Consider the following 22,017-nt stretch of genomic DNA (forward strand, 5'->3'; position numbering starts at 1 on the left):
CGAACTCAACGACTGGTTCATTCAGGGTCGGTTCGACCGGCGTCATGCCCCGCTCATCCGCAGGAATCGCCCATGCAGCGCTCGATCGCCACCGTGTCCCTGTCCGGCACGCTCGCCGAGAAGCTCGCCGCCATCCAGGCCGCGGGCTTCGATGGCGTCGAAATCTTCGAAAACGACCTCGTCTACTTCGATGGATCGCCGGCCGACGTCCGGCGCATGGCCGCCGACCTCGGCCTCGACATCGTGCTGTTCCAGCCGTTTCGCGACTTCGAGGGCGTGAGCGCGGCCCAGCTCGCGCGCAATCTCGACCGGATCAAGCGCAAGTTCGACGTGATGCATGCGCTCGGCACCGACCGCATCCTCGTCTGCAGCAGCGTGTCGGCCGATACGATCGCCGACGACGGATTACTCGTCGACCAGCTCGGCGCGCTCGCCGAGGCCGCGCGGCAGGCCGGCGTGGTGGCCGCGTACGAAGCGCTCGCGTGGGGCCGCGTCGTGAAACGGTACGGCCACGCGTGGCAACTGGTGAATGCGGTGAACAGCCCGCACCTCGGCCTCGCGCTCGACAGCTTCCACACGCTGTCGCTCGACGATTCGCCGGACGCGATCGCCGACATCCCCGGCGACCGGATCGCGTTCGTGCAGATCGCCGACGCGCCGAAGCTCGCGATGGACGTACTTGAATGGAGCCGCCACTACCGCTCGTTCCCGGGCCAGGGCGACTTCGACCTGGCGCGCTTCACCGCGCGCGTGATCGAGTCGGGCTATACGGGGCCGCTGTCGCTCGAGATCTTCAACGACGGTTTCCGCGCGGCGCCGACCGCGCTCACGGCCGCGGACGGCCATCGCTCGCTGCTCTACCTGGAAGACCTGACGCGCGCGCGGCTCGCACGGGAGGGTCGCGCGCCGGCCGCCGGCCAGCCGCTGTTCGCACCGCCCGCGCCGCCGGCACACGTCGGGTTCCAGTTCATCGAATTCGCGGTCGACGCGCAGGCGGCGGCGACCGTCGGCGAATGGCTCGGCCGGATGCGCTTCCGGCTCGCCGGCCGGCATCGCTCGAAGGACGTGACGCTGTTCCAGCACGGCGCCGCATCGATCGTGCTGAACGCCGAGCGCGACTCGTTCGCCGATGCGTTCTTCCAGCAGCACGGGCTGTCGCTGTGCGCGTCCGCGTTTCGCGTCGACGACGCCAAAGTGGCGTTCGAACGCGCGGCCGGCTTCGGCTACGCGCCGTTCTCGGGCCGGGTCGGGCCGAACGAACGCGTGCTGCCGAGCGTGAAGGCGCCCGACGGCAGCCTCGAATATTTCGTCGACGAAGCGCCGGATGCGCCGACGCTGTATGAATCGGACTTCGTGCTGACCGACATCGACGGCCCGAGCGAAGTCGGCCCGCTGACGGGCATCGACCACGTGTGCCTCGCGCTGCCGGCCGACGCGCTCGACACGTGGATCCTGTTCTTCAAGACGGCGTTCGGCTTCGAAGCCGAGCGCAGCTGGCTCGTGCCCGACCCGTACGGGCTGATGCGCAGCCGCGCGGTGCGCAGCGCCGATGGCTCGGTCCGGATCGCGCTGAACGCATCGGTCGACCGTCACACGGCCGTCGCCGAATCGCTCGACCGCTACCACGGCACCGGGCTGAACCACGTCGCGTTCCGCACCGACGACATCGTGAAGACGGTCGCCGCGTTCGCGGCCGACGGCGTGCCGTTCCTGCGCATTCCGGCCAACTACTACGACGATCTCGCCGCGCGTTACGCGCTGCCGGACGAACTGATCGACACGCTGAGCTCGCACCACCTGCTCTACGACCGCGACGAGCACGGCGGCGAATTCCTGCATGCGTATACGGAACTGGTCGACAACCGCTTCTCGCTCGAGATCGTCGAGCGGCGCGGCGGGTACGACGGCTACGGCGCCGCGAATGCGGCCGTGCGGCTCGCCGCGCAGGCGCAGCGCAGGAAATAAGGAACGGACCGGCGTTTGGGGGCCGGACCGCGTTCGCACGTCGGCAGTCGAGCGGACGGGCGCCGCTCGCCCGCGCCATCGTGGCAAAGCGCGGCCACGGGGCCGGCCGCGCGGCCGGCCCGCGCACATGCCGGAAGCCGCGCGTCGTCTGACGTTACATCCGGTAACCCACGCCGCAGTGCAGCATTGCGTCGCCCGCCACGGTTTTAAGAATCGCTTAAGTCTTCGACGGCACCATCCGCAACCAGTACCCGATGGTTATCTTGAAAAGGAGGAAAGCGATGAGCGCCGTAGAAGCACCCGCGGGCCGCCCGGCCGCGCCCCCTGCAAAGAAGACGATGCTGCGCCGCCTGCTCAGTCATCATGAAATCGCGACGTTGCTCGTGCTGCTGCATGCACCGATCGGCGCGAACGCCAAACCCGAATTGCCCGCGCTGCAGGAAGCCGGCCTCGTCGAAATGGTCAAGCTCGACCCCGATACGGCCCCGAGCTTCCGGCTGACCGAAGACGGCACGGCCGTCCTGAAAGGGCTCGGCTACCGCTGAGCCGCCGCTTTCACCGCTTTCACCGCTTTCACCCCTTCCCTCTTTCCCGCCCGACAGGATCCCCGCGACCCGCCGGCCACGCCGGCGAGTAGCATCACCCCGCGCGTTCCTGCAGCATCAGCCGGTATTCCGTCGGCGTCACGCCGACCGTCGCCTTGAACTGGCGCGTGAACGCGCTGTGATCCGTGTAGCCGCATAGCGCCGCGACGTCGGTCACCTTGTCGTGGGTGACCAGCAGCGCGGTGGCCGCGTCGAGCCGCGTCTTCAGCAGCACCTGGCGCGGCGTCAGGTGGAACACCTTGTGGAAGTAGCGTTCGAGCTGCGCGACCGACATCCCGGCCATCTGCGCGAGCTGCTTCAGGTTCAGCGGCTGCACGTAGTGATCCTGGATGTGCTGGACCACATCGGCGAGCCGGCTGTACGCCGGGTGCGATCCCTCGTGCGCCTTCAGGTCGCGCGAGATGCCCGCGAGGCCGACCACCCGGCCCGCGGCGTCGCGCAGCGGCTCCTTGCAGGTCAGGCACCAGCCCGGCTGGCGGCCCGGATACAGGTGCAGCTCGAGCTGGTCCATCAACTGCTGGCCGGCATTGATCGTCGCCATGTCCTGTTCGAAGTAACTCCGGCCGAAGCGGTGCGGAAACACCTCGTCGGCCGTCTTGCCGAGCAGGTCGCGCTTGTCCTTGTAGCCGCAGCGCATCGCCAGCGTGCGATTGACGAGCGCGTAGCGGCCGCTCGCATCCTTCACGAAGAACGCGACATCCGGCAGCGCATCGAATACCGGTTCGAGCAGGCGGAAATGCGCGAGCATCGCACTGAGATCGGCGTTGTCGGGCTGGTGGCGCAACGTATCGGACAGGCTCATGGGCGGTACGGCAAGCAAGGTCGTCATCCCGGCAACCGCGAAGCGAGTGGCAGATGGCGTCGATTATAGGAGCGCCCCTTCGATCGCGTCGCGCCGAACGCGGGGCAGGCAAGACGGCGGCCGGTTGCGTCGTGTGTCCCGGCCGGTTGCATCGGTCAGCGGGACAGGTTGCGCGCGCAACCACTACTACGCCATTACGCGGCAGGTATGCGGCCGGCAGCCGTTCCCGCCGCTACCGCCGCCGCAGCGCATCGACACGCCGGCGCCACGCTCCCGAATCCGTCATCCTAAAAATGCCGACGACCCGCGTCTTGGCGGGTTTGCGCATTCGTCATGACGATTTCGGCATATATCAGGGTTATCGACGATATGCCGATATCGTCGCCAGCCACGCATCGAACGCGCAAGACGCACGCATTTTCGTTACCTAGACTTCGCTTCACGGTCACGAGACGACATCCCGCCGCTGCCGCAATCGGCACGCGCGGCCCACCGCATCCGCCGCCGCGCACGCCGATTCCGGCACAGCGCGCGCAGCACGCGACAAGCACGCACGGCCTGCGCGTCGGCCTGCGGACCGATACGTCTCGCCCGGTTTACCGGCGCCGGCCCGCATGCCGGCGGCGGCCCAACCACGCCATCAAGGGGAAGTGAAAGTGAAGCTGAAGGTATCGCACGTCGCGCTGGCCGCCGCCTGCGCACTGTCGGGCGCGCACGCCGTCGCCGCCGACGTCGTCAAGATCGGTTTCGCCGCACCGCTGACCGGCCCGCAGTCGAATTACGGCACGGACATGCAGAAGGGCGTGCAGCTCGCGATCGCCGATTTCAACGCGACGCATCCGACGATCGGCGGCAAGCCGGTCACGTTTCAGCTCGACTCGCAGGACGACCAGGCCGACCCGCGCACCGGCACGACCGTCGCGCAGCGGCTGATCGACGACAACGTCCGCGGGATCATCGGCCACTTCAACTCGGGCACCAGCATCCCCGCGTCCGACCTGTACGATCGCGCGGGGCTGCCGCAGATCTCGATGGCGACGTCGCCGCAATACACGGCGCGCGGCTACAAGACGACCTACCGGCTGCTGACGAGCGACGCGCAGGCCGGCCGCATCGTCGGCACGTACGCGGTGAAGACGCTGCGCTTCAAGCACATCGCGATCATCGACGACCGCACGGCCTACGGCCAGGGCATCGCCGACGAATTCGCGAAGGCCGTGGAAGCGGCCGGCGGCACGATCGTCAAGCGCGACTTCACGAACGACAAGGCGCTCGATTTCTCGGCGATCCTGACCAACCTGAAGGGCGTGAATCCGGACGCGGTCTTCTACGGCGGCGGCGACGCGCAATCGTCGCCGATGATCCGCAAGATGCGCCAGCTCGGGATGAAGTCGGCGTTCGTGACGGGCGAGATGTCGCGCTCGCCGACGTTCCTGAAGGTCGGCGGCGACGCGGCCGAAGGCGCGATCGTCTACATGGGCGGGCTGCCGAAGGAAAAGATGCCGGGCTTCTCCGGCTACGCGGCACGCTACAAGGCGCGCTTCAACGAAGACGTGATCACGTATTCGCCGTACTCGTACGACGGCACGATCGCGCTGCTCACCGCGATGAAGGAAGCGAATTCGACCGATCCGAAGGTGTATACGCCGTACCTCGGCAAGGTGTCGATCAAGGGCGTGTCGGCCGCGAGCATCGCGTACGACTCGAAGGGCGACCTGAAGGATGCGCCGGTGACGATCTACAAGGTCGAACGCGGCGCGTTCAAGCCGGTCGATACGATCGCCGGCAACTGATTACGCCGGCCCTGCCTCGCGCGGCGCACTGGCGGCTCACCGGCCGCACGCGCCGCGCGCGCTTCGGCTGCATGGTCCGAAGCCGTTCTCGGCGCGCGCCCGCGTGCAGGCATTTCGCGCTCCTGTAGAATCCCCCCACCCGCTTTGACGCCTCGTCTCCGCCGTGCCCCATCCCGGTGCGGCGGCGCGTGTCGCGTGCCTCACCCGGCACGCGGCATGCTTCGACGACGCAAGCCGCGCCTTGTCAGTCCATGCCGATAGCGGGCCCTGGAGACGCAGCACCGACAACAACATTCGAAAACCGATCGTCCTGACCATGCAAGCTTCCGAATTGAGCGGCGTGCCTCGCGCCGCCGAACGCGCGCTCACGCGCAGCGACTACAAGACCCTTGGCCTTGCCGCACTCGGCGGCGCCCTCGAGTTCTACGACTTCATCATCTTCGTGTTCTTCGCGCCGGCGATAGGACAACTCTTCTTCCCGCACGACATTCCCGACTGGCTGCGCCAGTTGCAGACGTTCGGCATCTTCGCGGCCGGCTATCTCGCGCGCCCGCTCGGCGGCGTGATCATGGCGCACTTCGGCGACCTGTTCGGCCGCAAGCGGATGTTCACGCTGAGCGTGCTGATGATGTCGGTGCCGACGCTGCTGATGGGCATGCTGCCGACCTACGACACGATCGGCATCCTCGCGCCGGTGTTGCTGCTGCTGTTCCGCGTGCTGCAGGGCGCGGCGGTCGGCGGCGAAGTGCCGGGCGCGTGGGTGTTCGTGTCCGAGCACGTGCCGTCGCGCCATATCGGCTACGCATGCGGCACGCTGACCGCGGGCCTGACGGCCGGCATCCTGCTCGGCTCGCTCGTCGCGGCCGGCATCAACAGCCGCTACTCGACGGCCGAAGTCGGCGCGTTCGCGTGGCGCATCCCGTTCCTGCTCGGCGGCGTGTTCGGGCTGTTCTCCGTGTACCTGCGCCGCTGGCTGCACGAAACGCCGGTGTTCGCCGAGATGAAGGCGAAGAAGGCGCTCGCGGCCGAGATTCCGCTGAAGGCGGTATTGCGCGATCACGGCCGCGCGGTAATCGTGTCGATGCTGCTCACGTGGATGCTGTCGGCCGCGATCGTCGTCGTGATCCTGATGACGCCCGCGCTGCTGCAGAAGCAGTTCCACCTGACGCCGGCGACGACGCTGTTCGCGAACAGCGTCGCGACGCTGTGCCTGACGGCCGGCTGCATCGCCGCGGGTTCGCTCGCGGGCTGGATCGGCGCGAAGCGCGTGCTCGGCATCGGCGGCATCGGGCTGGCCGCGTGCTACTACCTGCTGTTCGCGCAGGTCGCGGCCGATGCGTCGACGCTGCCGCTCTACTACGGGATCGCGGGCTTCATGGTCGGCACGATCGGCGCGGTGCCGTTCGTGATGGTGAAGAGCTTCCCGGCCGTCGTGCGCTTCTCGGGCATCTCGTTCTCGTACAACGTCGCGTATGCGATCTTCGGCGGCCTCACGCCGGTGATCGTGTCGCTGATGATGAAGTCGAATCCGCTCGCACCGGTCGTGTACGTCGCGGCGATCTGCGTGCTCGGCGCGATCGCCGTGCAGTTCTCGAAGGATGCGAAGGACGTGCAGGGCACGCACTGAACGCCGGCGCCCGCGCCCGCTGGATGAACGAAGGGCCGAATCCCGCGGCGTGCGGGATTCGGCCCTTTTGACTTGCCTTCGCGTAGCGGCGCGCGCCCGGTCAGTTCAACGCAGCAAGCCGTACGACGAACTCGGCCGACGCAACGCGTCGATGCTCGCGCCGCCGGCGCCGGTGACGAACAGCAGCAGGAAGCCGCCGGAAATCGCGACGTTCTTCCAGAAGTGAATCACCATGTCGTGCTGGACGGCCGCGTTGGTCGCGTCCCAGAAATTGTGCCCGACCATCGCGGTCGCGATCGTGTAGACCGCCATCAGCAACGCGAGCGGCCGGACCTTGTAGCCGACGATCAACAGCAGGCCGCCCAGCCCCTCGATCGCGACGACGATCGGCGCGACGACCTGTTGATAGGGCACGTTCATCGTGTGCAGATACGCGACGAAATCGCCGTAGCCGAGCAGCTTCATGATGCCGCCCCACAAGAACAACGCCGCCAGCGCCAGGCGTGCGAAAAAAATGACGCCGGAATCGACGGTACGCGTCATGCCTCTCTCCTCGTATGCAATTCGGCCGCCCGCGCGGGGCGCGCCCGTGCGGTTCGGCGCCGCGCGGCCCCGGAAGGGCGCGCGGCAAATGGGCCAGCATAGAGGGTCTTTTCGCGGTGTCCAAGAAAAAGGTTGTAGCAAATCTTTACACCGCGGCGGCGGCGCCGGCAGCCCGGCGCGCCGAAAAAACGCGTTTAGCCCGCGTCGCTCAACAGCACGCCCTTCTTGAAGATGAAGCAGCCGTAGCCGCGCTGTTCGCCGGTCACGATCACCGCATATGCCTGCTGCGCGCGCTCGTAGAACGCGAAACGCTCGACGCCGGTGAGCGGCACTGAACGCCCCTCCGCGCGGTCGATCTCGGCCTGCACTTCGCGCTGCACGGGCGGCACCGCGGCAGCATCGCCGACGACTTCCATCCGCCACGCGGGCGTGTCGACGAACGTGTCGAGCGGCAGCACGGACAGCACCGCGCGCACGACGCGCGCCGAATCGGCGCCGTCGATCCGCAGCGCACGGCCGACCACCGTGTGCTCCGCGACGGATTCCGCGGGGAAATTCGCATCGCAGATCGCGATTTCGTCGCCGTGGCCCATCGCGCGCAGCGTGTGCAGGATGTCGGCGTGCAGCAGCGGATCGAGATTCTTCAACATGTGGGCTAGTCTCCGGGTTCAGGAACGAATCGCATAACGTTACCCGATCCCGGCGACCGCGGTGCGTACATCGTTCACGTCACGAAGCCGCGGCCGGCATTTCGTCGATGAAACCCGTGACCGATGCGAGGCGGCCCGACGCGTCGACGGTGCCGAAGTCCGAGCCCTTCACGATCGCCGCGCCGTCGGGCGACACGAGCGCCCACGAGAATCGCAGGTGCTGGCCGAACGCGTCGACGTCGGTCGTGCGGCGGAAGCGGTATGCGGGGAAACGTTGCTGCACGGCGGCGATCATCGTGTCGATGCCCGCGTGGCCGTCGCCGGCCATCAGCGGATCGCGATAGGCCGCGTCGCTCGCGTACGTCGCATCGATCAGCGCGCGGCGGCGCACGACGTCGGGTTCGTTCCACGCGTCGAAGTAGCGGTCGATCAGATCGGCGTGAACGGACGATGCGGATTGAGCGGTGTTCATGGCGAGACTCCTTGTGTCGGTGACTGACGTTGTCGCGGACGTTTCGTGTCCGCGTGCCGCTATCGTCGCCCGGCCGGCGGGGGCGGTCGATTACGCGGGAGGTAAGGAAATCGCGCCGGCCACGTGCCGCATGCCCGCGCCCGATCGCCACGTGCATCGCAACGAAAACGGGCGCCCGAAGGCGCCCGCATCGTCTTGCCGCCCCCCCCCCCCCCGCATACGCGTCAGGTCACCGGCGCCGGATTGAACAGCGTCAGCGCATTCGCGAGCTTCCATTGCTCGGCCCACGTGCGGCGCTTGCCGCTGGCGACGTCGAGCATCAGCCGGAACAGCGCCCAGCCCGTGTCCTCGATCGTCGCCGCACCGGTCGCGATCTGCCCCGCGTCGAGATCCATCAGGTCGTGCCAGCGGCGTGCGAGATCGCTGCGCGTCGCGACCTTGATCACCGGCACCTGCGCGAGGCCGTACGGCGTGCCGCGGCCGGTCGTGAAAATGTGCAGGTTCATCCCCGCCGCGAGCTGCAGCGTGCCGCAGATGAAATCGCTCGCGGGCGTCGCCGCGTACAGCAGCCCCTTTTGCCGCGCGCGATCGCCGGGGCGCACGACGCCGGCGATCGGCGCGCTGCCCGACTTCACGATCGACCCCATCGCCTTCTCGACGATGTTCGACAGGCCGCCCTTCTTGTTGCCCGGCGTCGTGTTCGCGCTGCGGTCGACGCGGCCGCGCTGCAGGTAACGGTCGTACCAGTCCATCTCGCGGATGATCTCGCGCGCGACGTCCTCGTTTGCCGCGCGCGACGTGAGCTGCGCGACGCCGTCGCGCACTTCGGTCACCTCCGAGAACATGATCGTCGCGCCCGCGCGCACGAGCAGGTCGGCCGCGAAGCCGACCGCCGGATTCGCGGTGAGCCCCGAGAACGCGTCGCTGCCGCCGCATTGCACGCCGACGACGAGATCCGACGCCGGGCAGGTTTCGCGACGGCGGCGGTTCAGCCGCTCGAGATGCGATTCGGCCATCTTCATGATCGAATCGATCATCGAGTTGAAGCCGACGTGCGCGGCGTCCTGCAGGCACACCACGCCGCCGTTGTCGGTCGCGCCGTCGGCCGCCACCGGAATCGCGCCCGGCGGCAGCAGGCGCTCGGGCTGCAGCTTCTCGCAGCCGAGGCTCACGGTCATCACTTCGCCGCCGAAGTTCGGATTCAGGCTGATGTTGCGCAGCGTGCGGATCGGGATGTCGGCGTCGGGCGCGTCGATCGCGACGCCGCAGCCGTACGTGTGTTCGAGCCCGACCACGTCGTCGACGTTCGGGTAGCGCGGCAGCAGTTCGTCCTTGATCCGCTTCACCGCATGCTCGACGACGCCCGACACGCACTGCACGGTCGTCGTGATCGCGAGGATGTTGCGCGTGCCGACCGAGCCGTCGGCATTGCGAAAGCCCTCGAACGTATAGCCTTCGAGCGGCTCGAGCGGCGGCGCGGCACGCGTGGCGAGCGGCAGGTCGTCGAGGCCCGGCGGCTCGGGCATGCGCATCGTGCGCTCGTTGACCCAACTGCCGCGCCGCAGGTCGGTCAGCGCGTAGCCGATCACCACGTTGTAGCGCACGACCGGATCGCCGGCCGCGAGGTCGACAAGCGCGACCTTGTGCCCCTGCGGCACGCCTTCGCACAGCGTCAGCCCGTCGGCGAACGTCGCGCCTGCGGGCAAACCGCCGTCGTTGACGACGATCGCGACGTTGTCGTCCGGATGCACGCGGATGTAGAGAGGGGAAGCAGTCATCGGAATTCCTGGAAGCTATCTGCGATATCGTTAGTCATCATACGACATTCAACGTCATTCGACGATGCTGCGTAAACCCCTATCCGGAAAGACCCTACCCTTGGCCAGCCAGCAAACCGCTTGCGCCGCTCATTCTTGCGTTGTACGATGACATACAACGACATCGCCAATATGGCCCGGATGCCGTACCGACGAACCCCGCACTCGCGCTAGACGGACGACCCAACCATGACTTCACCGCAAGAACTCAAACAGATCATCTCCCACGGCCTGCTGTCGTTTCCGCTGACGGATTTCGACGCCGACGGGAGCTTCCGCCCGTCCACCTATGCCGAGCGCCTGGAATGGCTGGCGCCGTATGGCGCGAGCGCACTGTTCGCGGCCGGCGGCACCGGCGAATTCTTCTCGCTCACGCAGCGCGAGTATTCGGACGTGATCCGCGTCGCGACGGAAACCTGCAAGGGCAAGGTGCCGATCCTCGCCGGCGCGGGCGGCGCAACGCGCGTCGCGATCGAATATGCGCAGGAAGCCGAGCGCCTCGGCGCGAGCGGCGTGCTGCTGATGCCGCACTACCTGACCGAAGCGAGCCAGGAAGGGATCGCCGACCACGTCGAGCAGGTCTGCCGCGCGCTGAAGATCGGCGTCGTGGTGTACAACCGCGCGAATTCGAAGCTGAATGCGGACATGCTCGAGCGCCTCGCCGACCGTTGCCCGAACCTGATCGGCTTCAAGGACGGCGTTGGCGAAATCGAAAGCATGGTCACGATCCGCCGCCGCCTCGGCGACCGTTTCGCGTACCTCGGCGGCCTGCCCACGGCCGAAGTCTATGCGGCCGCGTACAAGGCGCTCGGCGTGCCGGTGTACTCGTCGGCGGTGTTCAACTTCATCCCGAAGACGGCGATGCAATTCTACGAAGCGATCGCGAAGGACGACCACGCGACGGTCGGCCGCCTGATCGACGAATTCTTCCTGCCGTACCTGAAGATCCGCAATCGCCGCGCGGGCTACGCGGTCAGCATCGTGAAGGCGGGCGCGAAGCTCGTCGGCCACGACGCGGGCCCGGTGCGCGCACCGCTCGTCGACCTGACCGACGAAGAAGCGGCCGAGCTCGACGTGCTGATCAAGAAGATGGGCCCGCAGTAAGCGGGATTCGCCGGCGGCGCGGGGCCTTGATCGGCACGGCGCGCCGGCTCCCGCACGCGTCCGTATCCGTATCACGCGATGGCCGCGCGGCTCGACGAGCCGGCGCGGCCACTTCATTACATCTGCGCGATCGCGCCGATGATCCGCTGCCGCACGCTCGCGAGCGTCCGCTGCGTCTCGTCGATCCCTTTGCGCGCCGCAAGCGGCCGGCCGCGCGCCGGCGACTCGGCGCTCATGATCTGTTCCAGCACGTCGCGGTCGACGACAGCATCGAAGAACCGCCCGACGGTAAACATCGCGTACTGCTTCGCGGTCGCGAGATGCGTGTTGGCCTGCGTGAGCGCGTCGGCACGCTGCGCGCCGTTCGGCCCGTCGATGCTGCGGCGATGCTTCAGCGCGAACACTACCGCCTGCATGTCGTACCTGAAGCGCTCGACGGCTCTGCCGAAGATCAACGAATGCGGATCGGAGCCCGCGACGGGCCGTCCCTGGTTGATCGTCACGTCGAATTCGCTGCCGCCCAGCTCGCGCTGCAGCGCGAACAGCGCGTCGGCCAGCACACGCCCTTCGCTGTATTCGCCGATCTGGGTGCGAACCGATTTCGCGACGTCGCCGATCGCTTTCCACAACCCGGCTGCGAACAGGTGGTCGCCACGCTTGCTGATATTCATCGGATGGTTCCTTGTTGGTCTTGTGATCTCTCAGGCTCGCCTGCGAACCGGACGGCTCGCGGCTTCGCTACTGTAAGAGAAACGCGGGCAACAGGAAAGCCGACCGCTCACCACCCCGTCTGCGCATCACCCGGAGCGCCATTTGATGTCGTGATTGATACCGGCGGCAGCAAGCTATGGACGCGCGACCGGCGCCTGCTGGTTGCAGCGGAGCGCCTGGAACTCGCCGCCCGCCCTGCTCAGTGACCGAGCGAAGCCGGCACGAAAGCCCGCGTTGAATAAAAAAGGCGGCGGGGCCCGTGGGCCCCGCCGCCGCGTTTCGACGTGCCGGAACGCGCCCCTTCCGGGACGCTGCGCTCAGCGGTTACGCCACGTCACTCCGCCTTCCCGTCGCGCAGCCGCGGAATCGCCAGCGGATTGCCTTCCTGCAACCCTTCGGGCAGCAGGTCGTCCGGGAAGTCCTGATAGCACACCGGCCGCAGGAAACGCTCGATCGCGGTCGCCCCGACCGACGTGACGGACGGGTTCGACGTGGCGGGGAACGGGCCGCCGTGCACCATCGCATCGCACACTTCGACGCCGGTCGGGTAGCCGTTGACGAGCAGGCGCCCGGCCTTGCGTTCGAGGATCGGCAGCAGCCGGCGCGCGAGCGGCTTGTCGTCGGCATCCATCTGCAGCGTGGCCGTCAACTGGCCTTCGAGCGCGTCGAGCACGCGCGCGACTTCGTCGAGATCGCGGCAGCGCACGATCAGCGACGCCGGCCCGAACACCTCGTGGCTGAACGCCGGCTCGGCCAGGAACGCCTGCGCGCCGACTTCGTACAGCGCGCCGCCCGCCTGGCAGTCGGTCTGCGCAGCCTCGCCCGCGCCGATTTCGCGCACGCCGGGCAGCTCGGCGAGCTTGCCGCAACCGTTGCGGTACGCATCGGCGATGCCGCGCGTGAGCATCACGCCGGCCGGCTTCTTCGCGAGCGCCTGCGCGGCGACCGTCTCGAAGCGGTCGAGATCGGGGCCGTCGATCGCGAGCACGAGGCCCGGATTGGTACAGAACTGGCCGACGCCGAGCGTCAGCGAATCGACGAAGCCCGTCGCGATCGCATCGCCGCGCGCGGCCAGCGCGGCCGGAAACAGCACGACGGGGTTGATGCTGCTCATTTCCGCATAGACGGGAATCGGTTGCGGGCGCGCGTTCGCGAGCTGCACGAGCGCCATCCCGCCCTGCCGGGAACCGGTGAAACCGACGGCCTGGATCGCCGGATGGCTGACCAGCGCCGCGCCGGTCACGCGGCCGGGGCCGACCAGCAGCGAGAACACGCCGGCCGGCATGCCGGTTTTCACGACCGCGGCGCGAATCGCACGGCCGACCAGCTCGGACGTGCCGAGGTGCGCTTCGTGCGCCTTCACGATCACCGGGCAGCCGGCCGCGAGCGCCGACGCGGTATCGCCGCCGGCCACCGAGAACGCGAGCGGGAAATTGCTCGCGCCGAACACGGCGACGGGCCCGAGCGCGATTTTCTGCAGCCGCAGGTCCGCACGCGGCAGCGGCGTGCGGGCCGGCTGCGCGGGATCGATCGACGCGGCGAGGAAGCGCCCGTCGCGCACGACGCGCGCGAACAGCCGAAGCTGGCCGACGGTGCGGCCGCGCTCGCCCTGCAGCCGCGCGACCGGCAGGCCCGTTTCGGCATGCGCGCGCTCGATCAGCGCGTCGCCGAGCGCGACGATTTCATCGGCGATCGCGTCGAGAAACGCCGCACGGGCCGCGAGCGGCTGCGTGCGGTACGCGTCGAACGCGTCGCGTGCGAGTTCGCACGCGCGGTCGACGTCGGCCTGCGTCGCGACGCCGAACGCCGGGACGTCGATCGGCACGCCCTTCGTCGGGTCGAACGCGTGCAAGGTTCCGGCCGAGCCGGCCACCGCTTCGGCGCCGATCAGCATCTCTCCTGTCAGTTGCATGGGGTGTGCTCCGTGGTTCGGGAATGGATTGCTCATTGTAGCTCAACAGATACGATGTCTGCCGACGGTATCGCGCCGCCCGCGAAGGCGCCGACGATACACCCGCCCGCCTCGCGGGGCCAGAGAATCCCGGTCTTCCCATATTGTGACGACGATCCTCGAGGGAAAACCCGAGGTTTCTGGATTCGCACATTCTCAATAAACTTTCGCCCATGTCATACGACGACGTACGTTTAAAGTGAGCAATCAGACCTCCCCTCGCGATCTCCCGCTCGACCTCGCGCGCACCGCGCGTCGAACCGCCGTGCGCTACTGGATCCTGGCGATGCTGTTCGTCGTCACGACGCTCAACTACGCGGACCGCGCGACGCTGTCGATCACCGGCACGCCGATCCGCAAGGCGTTCGGCATCGATCCGGTGACGATGGGCTACATCTTCTCGGCATTCAGCTGGGCGTACGTGCTCGCGCAACTGCCGAGCGGCTGGCTGCTCGATCGCTTCGGCGCGCGGCGCGTGTATGCGGCGAGCATCTTCCTGTGGTCGGCGTTCACGCTGCTGCAGAGCACGATCGGCCTCGGCGGCAGCGCCGCGTTCGCGGTCGCCGCGCTGTTCGCGATGCGCTTCGCGGTCGGCATCGCGGAAGCGCCCGCGTTTCCGGCGAACGCGAAGGTCGTCGCGAGCTGGTTCCCGACCGCCGAGCGCGGCACGGCATCGGCGATCTTCAACGCCGCGCAGTATTTCGCGGCCGTCGTGTTCTCGCCGCTGATGGCGTGGCTCACGCATGCGTACGGCTGGCACCACGTGTACCTGTGGCTCGGTCTCGCCGGCATCGCACTGGCACTCCTGTGGCTGCGCGTGATGAAGGATCCGGTCGACCATCCGGGCGTAAACCGCGCGGAACTCGAGCATATCGAACAGGGCGGCGGGCTGGTGCGCTCGACGGGCCGGCCGGCCGGCGCGCGCGGCAGCGGCGGCGCGTCCGAAGGCAGCCGCGTGGCGGGTTGGTACTACGTGCGTCAGCTGCTGTCGAACCGGATGCTGCTCGGCGTCTATCTCGGCCAGTACTGCGTGAACGTGCTGACGTACTTCTTCCTCACGTGGTTCCCGATCTACCTCGTGCAGGCGCGCGGGATGTCGCTGCTGAAGGCCGGCTTCATGACGTCGCTGCCGGCGATCTGCGGGTTCCTCGGCGGCGTGCTCAGCGGGATGCTGTCGGACGCGCTGATCCGCCGCGGCGTGTCGCTGACGCTCGCACGCAAGATTCCGATCGTCGGCGGGATGGCGCTGTCGATGGCGATCATCGGCTGCAACTACGTCGACAGCGAAGCGCTGGTCATCACGCTGATGGCCCTGTCGTTCTTCGGCAAGGGGATCGGCTCGCTCGGCTGGGCCGTCGTCGCGGACACCGCGCCGAAAGAGGCGATCGGCCTGTCGGGCAGCCTGTTCAACATGTTCGGCAATACGGCGGGCATCGTCGCGCCGATCGCGATCGGCTACCTCGTCGGCGCGAGCGGCTCGTTCAACGGCGCGCTCGTGTTCGTCGGGTTGAACGCGCTCGTCACCGTGTTCAGCTATCTCGTGATCGTGAAGGACATCAAGCGCGTCGAACTGCGGCATCGCGACGCGTGAGGTTCGATCTTCGAGCAACGGCGGCCGCGTAGCAGCGGCCGCCGTTTTTTTGCATCGAATCGACGTCAGGTCGACGCATGCACGACGCGCAGCATGTCGTGCACGCCGGACGTCATCAGCGCGAGGAACGCGAGCAGGCCGACGTAGCAGAGTGCGTAGGTCGTCTTCGTCTCGATCGACGTCGCGTAGTACACGCGGTTCTCCGGCGCGTCGGGATCGTAGCGCCACGCGCGCTTCAGTTGCGGCAGCGCGAGGATCGCCATCACGATCAGCAGCGGGCTCGGCCGATACACGAACAGCGCGATCAGCACCGGCACGCCCGCGAACCAGATGCGCGGCGACAGCACCGCGGTGATCCGCCCGCCGTCGAACGGCGACAGCGGAATCATGTTGAAGAGATTCAGGAAGAAACCCGTGTACGACAGCGCGAGCAGCAGGTTGCTGTCGTAGTGGCGCGCGGCCGCATAGCAGGCCAGCGCGCCGAGCGTGCCGACGAACGGCCCGGCGAGGCCGACGTATGCCTCCGTTTCCGCGTCGTGCGGCATTTCCTTCAACTGGATCCACGCGCCGACGAACGGGATGAAGGTCGGCAACCCGACGTCGAGCCCGCGCCGCTGCGCGGCGACGTAATGGCCGGCTTCGTGCACCAGCAGCAATGCGACGAAACCGGCCGCGAAGCGCCAGCCGTAGAACAGCGCATAGACCGCGATCGACGCGAGCATCGTGCCGGCCGATACGAGCACCTTGCCGAGCTTCAGGCCGCCGAAGATCAGCAGCAACAGCTTGGTCATTCCTTGCGCTCCGTGGCGGCTGCGTCGGATGCGTCGGCGACGGCCGGCACCGCGACCGCCTTCGGCTTGCGCCCGAAGAAGCGCTTGAGCGCCGCGCCGCCGGCCAGCAGCGCGACCGCGCCGATCTTGAAGAACTTCGCCGCGAACGCGCCGATCAGCGCGAGCAGCCCGAGCTTTTTCGCGCCGACGCCGACGATCAGCGCCGCGAGCCCGTACTCGGCGACGTGGTCCGTCGACTGGTTGAAATCGGCATAGCGCTTGCCGTCGTTGAAGCTGATGTTCGCCAGCAACGCGTCGGCCGACGCCTTGTACTTCGGCAGGTCGGCGAGCGTCGACGCCATCGTCAGCGACAGGTAGCCGTCGCGGCCGAGCACGAGCGTCCGATAGTTCACGCCGTCGTTGCCGGCATTCGGCGCCGCGCCCTTGTCGCGGATGATCGCCGACCACACGAGCCGGTGCGTGGCCGCGTCGTATGCGGGCGCCTTCGCCCAGCCGACCACCTCGGTTTCGGGCAGGCCACGCTCCTTGCGCGCCGGGTTGTTCGCCTCGGTGCCGGCCTGCAGGCTTTTCAGCAGTTCGTCGGGCTTCCAGTCCTTCGCGTCGTCGTCGCGGATGTAGCCGCTCGGCTCGAACGACACGACCGAGATCCAGTCGGCGTCGGGATCGTCGGGCAGCACGAGGCCGACCAGCTTCGATTCGTCGATCGCGTTGCCCATCGAACGCAGGTAGCGGCCGGCCTCGGCGGCCGGCACGAACGATTCGCCGGCCTTCAGCTTCAGCACGGCTTCGTGTTTCACGTCGATGTCGGTCGGCCCCTTCACGACCGCTTCGTTGGCGGCCGCGGCGGCGGCCCTCATTTCCACCTGCGCAGCTTCGGTCTGCGCGTGGCCGCTGGTCGCGGCGAGTGCGAGCGTCGCCACGCAGGCGAGCCGGACGGCGAGTTTTTTCATTGTTGGATTCCCCTGGAATGCCTTGTTGTCGATGTGCGCGGCGGCCGGCCCATGCGTTGTCGTCGCGGGTCCGGCGCCGCCTCTCAGGTGGCACGGCGGCTATGGTAACGCAGCGGCCGTGCGCGCCGGGGTGGGCGTGGCGCGGCGCTTACCTCGCAGGTAATGCCAAAGCGGCGCGGGATTGCCTATCATCTGCGCCATGAACCCGACCGCCGCCCTCCATTCGCCCTCCCCGTCCGCCGGCCGCGCGTCCGGCATCGGTCCGCTGCTGCGCACGTGGCGGCAACGCCGTCGCCTGAGCCAGATGGCGCTCGCGCTCGACGCGGACGTATCCGCGCGCCACCTGAGCTTCGTCGAATCGGGCCGCGCGCAGCCGAGCCGCGAGATGGTGCTGCATCTCGCCGAACGCCTCGACGTGCCGCTGCGCGAGCGCAATGCGCTGCTCGTCGCGGCCGGCTTTGCGCCGCTGTTTCGCGAACGGCCGTTTTCGGACCCGGAACTGGATGCGGCGCGTCATGCGGTCGAGGCCGTGCTGCGTGGGCACGAGCCGTACCCGGCGCTTGCGGTGGACCGCCACTGGACGCTGCTCGCGGCGAACCGGATGCTCGGCGCGCTGGTCGCGCAGGCCGATCCGGCGCTGCTGCAGCCGCCCGTCAACGTGCTGCGGTTGAGCCTGCATCCGGACGGTCTCGCGTCGCAGATCGTCAACTGGCACGAATGGCGCGCGCACATCCTGCATCGGTTGCAGCGACAGATCGATGCGAGCGGCGACCGCACCCTGCATACGCTGCGCGACGAACTCGCCGCGTATCCGGCGCCGGCCGGCCAGCCCGACGACGCGCCCGCGCGCACCGATTTCGCGGAGATCGCCGTGCCGCTGCGGCTACGCACGGCAAGCGGCGAGCTGGCGTTCTTCAGTACGACGACGGTGTTCGGCACGCCGGTCGACGTGACGCTGTCGGAACTGGCGATCGAGGCGTTCTTTCCGGCGAATCCGGACACGGTGGATGCGATGCGGGCACTGGCGGACGCGTTGCCGGCGGCGTAACGCCGGCCGGCGCGCCGGCATCGTGCCCCGATCAGCGACGCTCGAGCGCCAGCTTCACGCCCAGCGCCAGCAAGACGACGCCGCTGACGCGATGCATGCGCGTCAGGATGCGCGGGTTGCGGCGGATCGACGCCGACAGCAGGCCGGCGAACAACGCGACCGGCCCCTTGACGAGAAACGTCAGCCCGGCGAACGTCGCGCCGAGCACGAACAGCGACAGCATCGGATGCGGGGCGCCCGCCGGAACGAATTGCGGCAGGAACGCCAGATAGAAAAGCGCGACCTTCGGATTCGACACGTTGGACAGCGCGCCTTGCGCGAACGTCCGGAGCCGCGATGCCGGCGCATTGCCGTTGCCCGCGAGCGTCAATTCGCCCGACGAACGCAGCAGCGTGATGCCGAGGTACAACAGGTACAGCGCGCCGATCACCTTCAGCGCGGTGAACAGCCATTCGGATGCCTGAAGCAGCGCACCCAGCCCGAGCGTCGCGAGCATCGTATGGACGAGCAGCCCGACGCTGACGCCCGCGGCGGTCACGAGGCCCGCGCGCGTGCCGCCGGACAGCGTGCGCGACATCACGAGCACCATGTCCTGGCCCGGCGTCAGAATGATCAGAAGGGAGGTGGCCATGAACGGCAACCAGGCGACGTGCGGCATCGGGAAGCTCCTGAAAGTGGCGCCGCGGCGGGCGGGGATCGCGCGCGCGGGTTCGGGCAGTCGTCGGATTATCGGCAACTTCCGTTGGAGATTGGATGCAAAGTCGGCTATTTTCGGCCATGAATTTGGAGTTATTCTCCAATACTCATATTGCGGGTAGCCAAAAATGCCAATCAAACTGGACGCGATCGATCGACGCATTTTGCGTGCATTGCAGCAGAATTCGAACCAGACGAACGCCGACATCGCGCAGCAGGCCGGCCTGTCGCCCACGCCGTGCCTGCGCCGTGTTCACCTGCTCGAGGAACAGGGCGTGATCGACGCCTACGTCGCGCTGCTGAACCCGGCGGCCGTCGAGCTGCGCTTCACGGCATTCGTGCGCGTGACGCTGGAGCGCCAGGACAAGACGACGGTCGAACGCTTCGCGCGCGAGATGGAACGGGCGCCCGAGGTGCTCGAATGCCATCTGATGGCCGGCAGCTACGACTATCTGCTGCGCGTGATCGCGAAGGATCTCGACGACTATCAGCGCTTTCAGATGGAAACGCTCACGCAGATCGAAGGCGTACGCAACGTCGAAACCGAGATCCCGCTGAAGCGCATCAAGCAGACGGTGCGGCTGCCGATCTAGGTGTCGAGGAACGTCACGGCCATCCCGGCCGGCCGGCCGTTCAACTCGCCGTCACGCACGACGACCCGCCCGCGCACGACCGTATGCACGGGCCAGCCCGTGACCGCGCATCCGTCGTACGGCGTCCAGCCGCTCACGCTCGCGATCCATTCGTCGCGGACGGTCTGCCACAGCGCGTCCCGACGATGCCGCTCGCGCACCGGCAATCAGAACTCGTTCTGGATGTGCTTGTAGCCGCGCACCAGCGCATTGTTCGTCCGCGCGACGTCCTCGGAGAAATCGCTCGCGTCGGGCGTCACTTGCGGCAACGCGGCGAGGTCGGTTTCCGGCCCGATGCGTTCGGTCGAGCGCACGTAGAAGCCCGGCGGCAGGCGGCAGCCGTCGACGACCGCGTTGTAGCGCACCACGCAGCCGTCGTCGATCGTGCAATTGAACAGCACGCTGTTGAATCCGACGAACACGCCGTCGCCGACCGTGCACGGCCCGTGGACGATCGCGCGATGCGCGATCGACGTGTGCCGGCCGATCGTCACGCTCGCGCCCGATTTCGAATGGATCACGACGCCGTCCTGGATGTTCGAATGCGCACCGATCACGATCGGCGCGATCTGGCCGTCCGCATCCGTCTCGTCGGCGCGGATCACCGCGTACGGGCCGATGAACACGTTCTCCTCGACGATCACGCGCCCGCACAGGATGGCGGTCGGGTCGACGAACGCGTTCGGATGAATCTGCGGCAGGTCGCCGCGCGGGTTTTTTCGGATCATGAGGATTCCTGCCGGGAAAGAACCTGACCGCGCTTGAGCCGCTCGAACAGACCCGGATCGCGCCACTGCGCGACGATCGCGGGCGCGAACACGATCGCGTCGAGGTCGATGCGGCCCATGCGCGGGTTGAATGCATCGTCGCGGAAGCACTGCGCGTAGCCGGTCTCGGTTTCGTGAACGATCACCGAATACAGTCGCACGTCGGCTTCGCCGTTCGACATCGGCGTGCCCGACAACGCGGCATCGACGAGCCGGAACAGCACGCGCGAGAACTGCTCGGCGCTCGGCGACACCGGCAGCCGCACCCAGCGCTCCGAATGCCGGCACATGCTTTCGACGTAGCGCGGATCGTCGTCCGACCACAGCGTCACCGCATGGTCGAACGCGTCGATCAGTTCGCGCACGTCGCCCTTGAGCAGCCCGAAGTCGTAGATCATCTGCCCGTGATCCAGCGCATGCGCTTCGAGCAGCAACTCGACACGGTACGAGTGGCCATGGATCGAATGCGAGCAGCGTCGCGTGCTGCAGCCGCGTACGACGTGTGCGTTCTCGAACCGGAACAGCTTGCGGATCAGCATGCGTCGCTCCCTTCGCGTACCGGTGCGGCCCACGCCACTGCATCGTGCGGATGCAGGCTTTCGAGATGGCGCACGTGCACGCGCGGGCTCGCATGGCGATCCGCCAGCGCGGCCTGCACGCGGCGCGCGGCATCCTCGACGAACATCAGGTTCTCGCCGTTCAGCACCGCGAACGCCTGCTCGTCCGCACGCTTGACGGCCGTCTGCACCGGTGTGCCTAGCGCACGCTCGACGCGATCGACGAGGTCGATCAGCCCCAGTGTCGCGCCATCGGCCGGCAGCGCCACGCCGACGACGGCTTCGCTGCGCTGGCTGTGCGGCGTGGCGGCCGTCGCATGCCGTTTCAGCCACGCGGCGACCGCCGCCGGCTCCACGCGATCGTCGCGGCCGAACGCCGTCAGAAACGCCTGTTCGACCCAGTGCCGCGACAACGCGGCCGAGCACGGGCACGTCGACGAATAGACGATCGTCGCCTGCGCACGCAGCGCGAACGCCTCCCCGGCCAGCGTCGCGTCGATCTGCACCGGATAAGCCTTCCAGCCGGCCAGCCCGTCGGTCACGAGCGCGGCGCGACGGGCCAGCAGGTCGAAGCGCAGCCGCACGCGCGCGCTGCGCGTATCGCAGTCGCGGTGGCTGTCGATCATCGCGCGCAGCAGGCGCTGCAAGCCTGCCGGCGACAGCGCTTCGCCGTCGGCCAGCCCGTCGAGCAGCCCGTACAGCCGCGACATGTGGATGCCTTTCACCCGCGGCGCAGGCAGATCGACCTGGACGTCGGCACGCGCATGCACGTCGCGCCGGCAGCCGGGCTCCGCCACGACGACGGGCAGATCGATGCCCTGCATGCCGACCCATTCGAGCGGGCCAGGGCCCGGCGCGGCATCGGTCAGGGAAATATCGGGAAGCGCTGCATTCATGTCTGGAATCCGGTGGAGCGCCTTCTCCATCCGGATCGATGCAGGCAGC

General features: G+C 67.9%; 21 protein-coding genes and 1 pseudogene. 8 read left to right on the top strand and 14 right to left on the bottom strand.

Going from position 1 to position 22,017, the window contains the following annotated elements; genetic code table 11:
- Window positions 1-72: 72 nt before the first annotated feature.
- A complete protein-coding gene (locus WS54_RS11360) occupies window positions 73-1,965 on the top strand; it encodes a bifunctional sugar phosphate isomerase/epimerase/4-hydroxyphenylpyruvate dioxygenase family protein (RefSeq protein ID WP_059780021.1) in 1,893 nt (630 codons plus the stop codon).
- Window positions 1,966-2,246: 281 nt separating this feature from the next.
- Window positions 2,247-2,510: a hypothetical protein gene (locus WS54_RS11365; RefSeq protein WP_006489463.1), complete on the top strand. Its 264-nt coding sequence runs from the start codon at window positions 2,247-2,249 to the stop codon at window positions 2,508-2,510.
- A gap of 94 nt (window positions 2,511-2,604) precedes the next feature.
- Here the strand turns inward: WS54_RS11365 and WS54_RS11370 are convergent, their stop codons facing one another.
- Entirely contained in the window at window positions 2,605-3,399 is a 795-nt protein-coding gene (locus tag WS54_RS11370; protein ID WP_059780022.1) for an AraC family transcriptional regulator, read from the bottom strand.
- Window positions 3,400-3,986: 587 nt separating this feature from the next.
- On the opposite strand from WS54_RS11370, the gene WS54_RS11380 reads away from it, so the two are divergent.
- Complete coding sequence (locus WS54_RS11380) at window positions 3,987-5,165, top strand: branched-chain amino acid ABC transporter substrate-binding protein (RefSeq protein WP_059780023.1); 1,179 nt, start codon at window positions 3,987-3,989, stop codon at window positions 5,163-5,165.
- Between the two features lie 316 nt (window positions 5,166-5,481).
- Complete coding sequence (locus tag WS54_RS11385) at window positions 5,482-6,792, top strand: MFS transporter (protein ID WP_034206090.1); 1,311 nt, start codon at window positions 5,482-5,484, stop codon at window positions 6,790-6,792.
- 105 nt (window positions 6,793-6,897) lie between these two features.
- Here WS54_RS11385 and WS54_RS11390 read toward each other — a convergent pair whose 3' ends face one another.
- The 4 genes from WS54_RS11390 to garD form a co-directional block, all read right to left on the bottom strand.
- Window positions 6,898-7,335 carry a DoxX family protein gene (locus tag WS54_RS11390; protein WP_059780024.1) on the bottom strand — a complete coding sequence of 146 codons (438 nt, stop codon included), beginning with the start codon at window positions 7,333-7,335 and terminating at the stop codon, window positions 6,898-6,900.
- Window positions 7,336-7,529: 194 nt separating this feature from the next.
- The gene (locus WS54_RS11395) at window positions 7,530-7,985 is read right to left on the bottom strand and encodes an RbsD/FucU family protein (protein WP_034206088.1); all 456 of its coding nucleotides are present in this window, start codon (window positions 7,983-7,985) and stop codon (window positions 7,530-7,532) included.
- A gap of 79 nt (window positions 7,986-8,064) precedes the next feature.
- Window positions 8,065-8,457, bottom strand: coding sequence for a nuclear transport factor 2 family protein (locus tag WS54_RS11400; protein ID WP_059499365.1), 393 nt, complete (start codon window positions 8,455-8,457; stop codon window positions 8,065-8,067).
- Between the two features lie 224 nt (window positions 8,458-8,681).
- Window positions 8,682-10,235: a galactarate dehydratase gene (gene garD / locus WS54_RS11405; RefSeq protein WP_034206086.1), complete on the bottom strand. Its 1,554-nt coding sequence runs from the start codon at window positions 10,233-10,235 to the stop codon at window positions 8,682-8,684.
- A 228-nt stretch (window positions 10,236-10,463) separates the two neighbouring features.
- On the opposite strand from garD, the gene kdgD reads away from it, so the two are divergent.
- The gene (kdgD, locus tag WS54_RS11410) at window positions 10,464-11,378 is read left to right on the top strand and encodes a 5-dehydro-4-deoxyglucarate dehydratase (protein ID WP_034206085.1); all 915 of its coding nucleotides are present in this window, start codon (window positions 10,464-10,466) and stop codon (window positions 11,376-11,378) included.
- 116 nt (window positions 11,379-11,494) lie between these two features.
- Here the strand turns inward: kdgD and WS54_RS11415 are convergent, their stop codons facing one another.
- Window positions 11,495-12,049 carry a hypothetical protein gene (locus tag WS54_RS11415; protein ID WP_059780025.1) on the bottom strand — a complete coding sequence of 185 codons (555 nt, stop codon included), beginning with the start codon at window positions 12,047-12,049 and terminating at the stop codon, window positions 11,495-11,497.
- Window positions 12,050-12,423: 374 nt separating this feature from the next.
- Entirely contained in the window at window positions 12,424-14,001 is a 1,578-nt protein-coding gene (locus WS54_RS11425; RefSeq protein ID WP_059780026.1) for an aldehyde dehydrogenase (NADP(+)), read from the bottom strand.
- Between the two features lie 238 nt (window positions 14,002-14,239).
- On the opposite strand from WS54_RS11425, the gene WS54_RS11430 reads away from it, so the two are divergent.
- Entirely contained in the window at window positions 14,240-15,631 is a 1,392-nt protein-coding gene (locus tag WS54_RS11430; RefSeq protein ID WP_059780027.1) for an MFS transporter, read from the top strand.
- Window positions 15,632-15,696: 65 nt separating this feature from the next.
- Here the strand turns inward: WS54_RS11430 and WS54_RS11435 are convergent, their stop codons facing one another.
- Both WS54_RS11435 and WS54_RS11440 read right to left on the bottom strand, forming a co-directional pair.
- A complete protein-coding gene (locus WS54_RS11435) occupies window positions 15,697-16,422 on the bottom strand; it encodes a site-2 protease family protein (RefSeq protein ID WP_034206080.1) in 726 nt (241 codons plus the stop codon).
- Window positions 16,419-17,372: a DUF2167 domain-containing protein gene (locus tag WS54_RS11440; RefSeq protein WP_059780028.1), complete on the bottom strand. Its 954-nt coding sequence runs from the start codon at window positions 17,370-17,372 to the stop codon at window positions 16,419-16,421. The genes WS54_RS11435 and WS54_RS11440 overlap by 4 nt, the downstream gene beginning before the upstream one ends.
- A 199-nt stretch (window positions 17,373-17,571) precedes the next feature.
- On the opposite strand from WS54_RS11440, the gene WS54_RS11445 reads away from it, so the two are divergent.
- Entirely contained in the window at window positions 17,572-18,420 is an 849-nt protein-coding gene (locus tag WS54_RS11445; RefSeq protein WP_059780029.1) for a helix-turn-helix domain-containing protein, read from the top strand.
- Between the two features lie 31 nt (window positions 18,421-18,451).
- On the opposite strand, the gene WS54_RS11450 is transcribed toward WS54_RS11445, so the two are convergent.
- On the bottom strand, window positions 18,452-19,078 hold the full coding sequence (locus tag WS54_RS11450) for a LysE family translocator (protein WP_034206077.1): 627 nt from the start codon (window positions 19,076-19,078) through the stop codon (window positions 18,452-18,454).
- 166 nt (window positions 19,079-19,244) lie between these two features.
- Between WS54_RS11450 and WS54_RS11455 the strand changes: the two genes are divergently transcribed.
- Window positions 19,245-19,709 (top strand): Lrp/AsnC family transcriptional regulator, encoded by a 465-nt coding sequence (locus WS54_RS11455; protein ID WP_059780030.1) that lies wholly within the window; start codon window positions 19,245-19,247, stop codon window positions 19,707-19,709.
- Here WS54_RS11455 and WS54_RS11460 read toward each other — a convergent pair.
- The 4 genes and pseudogenes from WS54_RS11460 to folE2 all read right to left on the bottom strand — a co-directional run.
- Window positions 19,706-19,870, bottom strand: a pseudogene (locus tag WS54_RS11460) (dihydroorotase); the annotation flags it as partial. The gene WS54_RS11455 and the pseudogene WS54_RS11460 sit on opposite strands and share 4 nt — an antisense overlap.
- Before the next feature lie 45 nt (window positions 19,871-19,915).
- On the bottom strand, window positions 19,916-20,476 hold the full coding sequence (locus tag WS54_RS11465; protein WP_034206075.1) for a gamma carbonic anhydrase family protein: 561 nt from the start codon (window positions 20,474-20,476) through the stop codon (window positions 19,916-19,918).
- Window positions 20,473-21,054, bottom strand: coding sequence for a 6-pyruvoyl trahydropterin synthase family protein (locus WS54_RS11470; protein WP_059780032.1), 582 nt, complete (start codon window positions 21,052-21,054; stop codon window positions 20,473-20,475). Before WS54_RS11470 ends, WS54_RS11465 begins: the two co-directional genes overlap by 4 nt.
- Complete coding sequence (folE2, locus tag WS54_RS11475; protein WP_179955197.1) at window positions 21,048-21,968, bottom strand: GTP cyclohydrolase FolE2; 921 nt, start codon at window positions 21,966-21,968, stop codon at window positions 21,048-21,050. The genes WS54_RS11470 and folE2 overlap by 7 nt, the downstream gene beginning before the upstream one ends.
- Window positions 21,969-22,017 lie beyond the last annotated feature (49 nt).

The organism is Burkholderia sp. NRF60-BP8, from assembly GCF_001522585.2.
GTDB lineage: Bacteria > Pseudomonadota > Gammaproteobacteria > Burkholderiales > Burkholderiaceae > Burkholderia.

What these genes read in the sequence shown, in the direction of transcription:
- WS54_RS11360 (WP_059780021.1), top strand. Translation starts at nt 73, where the DNA reads ATGCAGCGCTCGATCGCCACCGTGTCCCTGTCCGGCACGCTCGCCGAG.
- WS54_RS11365 (WP_006489463.1), top strand. Translation starts at nt 2,247, where the DNA reads ATGAGCGCCGTAGAAGCACCCGCGGGCCGCCCGGCCGCGCCCCCTGCA.
- WS54_RS11370 (WP_059780022.1), bottom strand. Translation starts at nt 3,399, where the DNA reads ATGACGACCTTGCTTGCCGTACCGCCCATGAGCCTGTCCGATACGTTG.
- WS54_RS11380 (WP_059780023.1), top strand. Translation starts at nt 3,987, where the DNA reads ATGCCGGCGGCGGCCCAACCACGCCATCAAGGGGAAGTGAAAGTGAAG.
- WS54_RS11385 (WP_034206090.1), top strand. Translation starts at nt 5,482, where the DNA reads ATGCAAGCTTCCGAATTGAGCGGCGTGCCTCGCGCCGCCGAACGCGCG.
- WS54_RS11390 (WP_059780024.1), bottom strand. Translation starts at nt 7,335, where the DNA reads ATGACGCGTACCGTCGATTCCGGCGTCATTTTTTTCGCACGCCTGGCG.
- WS54_RS11395 (WP_034206088.1), bottom strand. Translation starts at nt 7,985, where the DNA reads ATGTTGAAGAATCTCGATCCGCTGCTGCACGCCGACATCCTGCACACG.
- WS54_RS11400 (WP_059499365.1), bottom strand. Translation starts at nt 8,457, where the DNA reads ATGAACACCGCTCAATCCGCATCGTCCGTTCACGCCGATCTGATCGAC.
- garD (WP_034206086.1), bottom strand. Translation starts at nt 10,235, where the DNA reads ATGACTGCTTCCCCTCTCTACATCCGCGTGCATCCGGACGACAACGTC.
- kdgD (WP_034206085.1), top strand. Translation starts at nt 10,464, where the DNA reads ATGACTTCACCGCAAGAACTCAAACAGATCATCTCCCACGGCCTGCTG.
- WS54_RS11415 (WP_059780025.1), bottom strand. Translation starts at nt 12,049, where the DNA reads ATGAATATCAGCAAGCGTGGCGACCACCTGTTCGCAGCCGGGTTGTGG.
- WS54_RS11425 (WP_059780026.1), bottom strand. Translation starts at nt 14,001, where the DNA reads ATGCAACTGACAGGAGAGATGCTGATCGGCGCCGAAGCGGTGGCCGGC.
- WS54_RS11435 (WP_034206080.1), bottom strand. Translation starts at nt 16,422, where the DNA reads ATGACCAAGCTGTTGCTGCTGATCTTCGGCGGCCTGAAGCTCGGCAAG.
- WS54_RS11440 (WP_059780028.1), bottom strand. Translation starts at nt 17,372, where the DNA reads ATGAAAAAACTCGCCGTCCGGCTCGCCTGCGTGGCGACGCTCGCACTC.
- WS54_RS11445 (WP_059780029.1), top strand. Translation starts at nt 17,572, where the DNA reads ATGAACCCGACCGCCGCCCTCCATTCGCCCTCCCCGTCCGCCGGCCGC.
- WS54_RS11450 (WP_034206077.1), bottom strand. Translation starts at nt 19,078, where the DNA reads ATGCCGCACGTCGCCTGGTTGCCGTTCATGGCCACCTCCCTTCTGATC.
- WS54_RS11455 (WP_059780030.1), top strand. Translation starts at nt 19,245, where the DNA reads ATGCCAATCAAACTGGACGCGATCGATCGACGCATTTTGCGTGCATTG.
- WS54_RS11465 (WP_034206075.1), bottom strand. Translation starts at nt 20,476, where the DNA reads ATGATCCGAAAAAACCCGCGCGGCGACCTGCCGCAGATTCATCCGAAC.
- WS54_RS11470 (WP_059780032.1), bottom strand. Translation starts at nt 21,054, where the DNA reads ATGCTGATCCGCAAGCTGTTCCGGTTCGAGAACGCACACGTCGTACGC.
- folE2 (WP_179955197.1), bottom strand. Translation starts at nt 21,968, where the DNA reads ATGAATGCAGCGCTTCCCGATATTTCCCTGACCGATGCCGCGCCGGGC.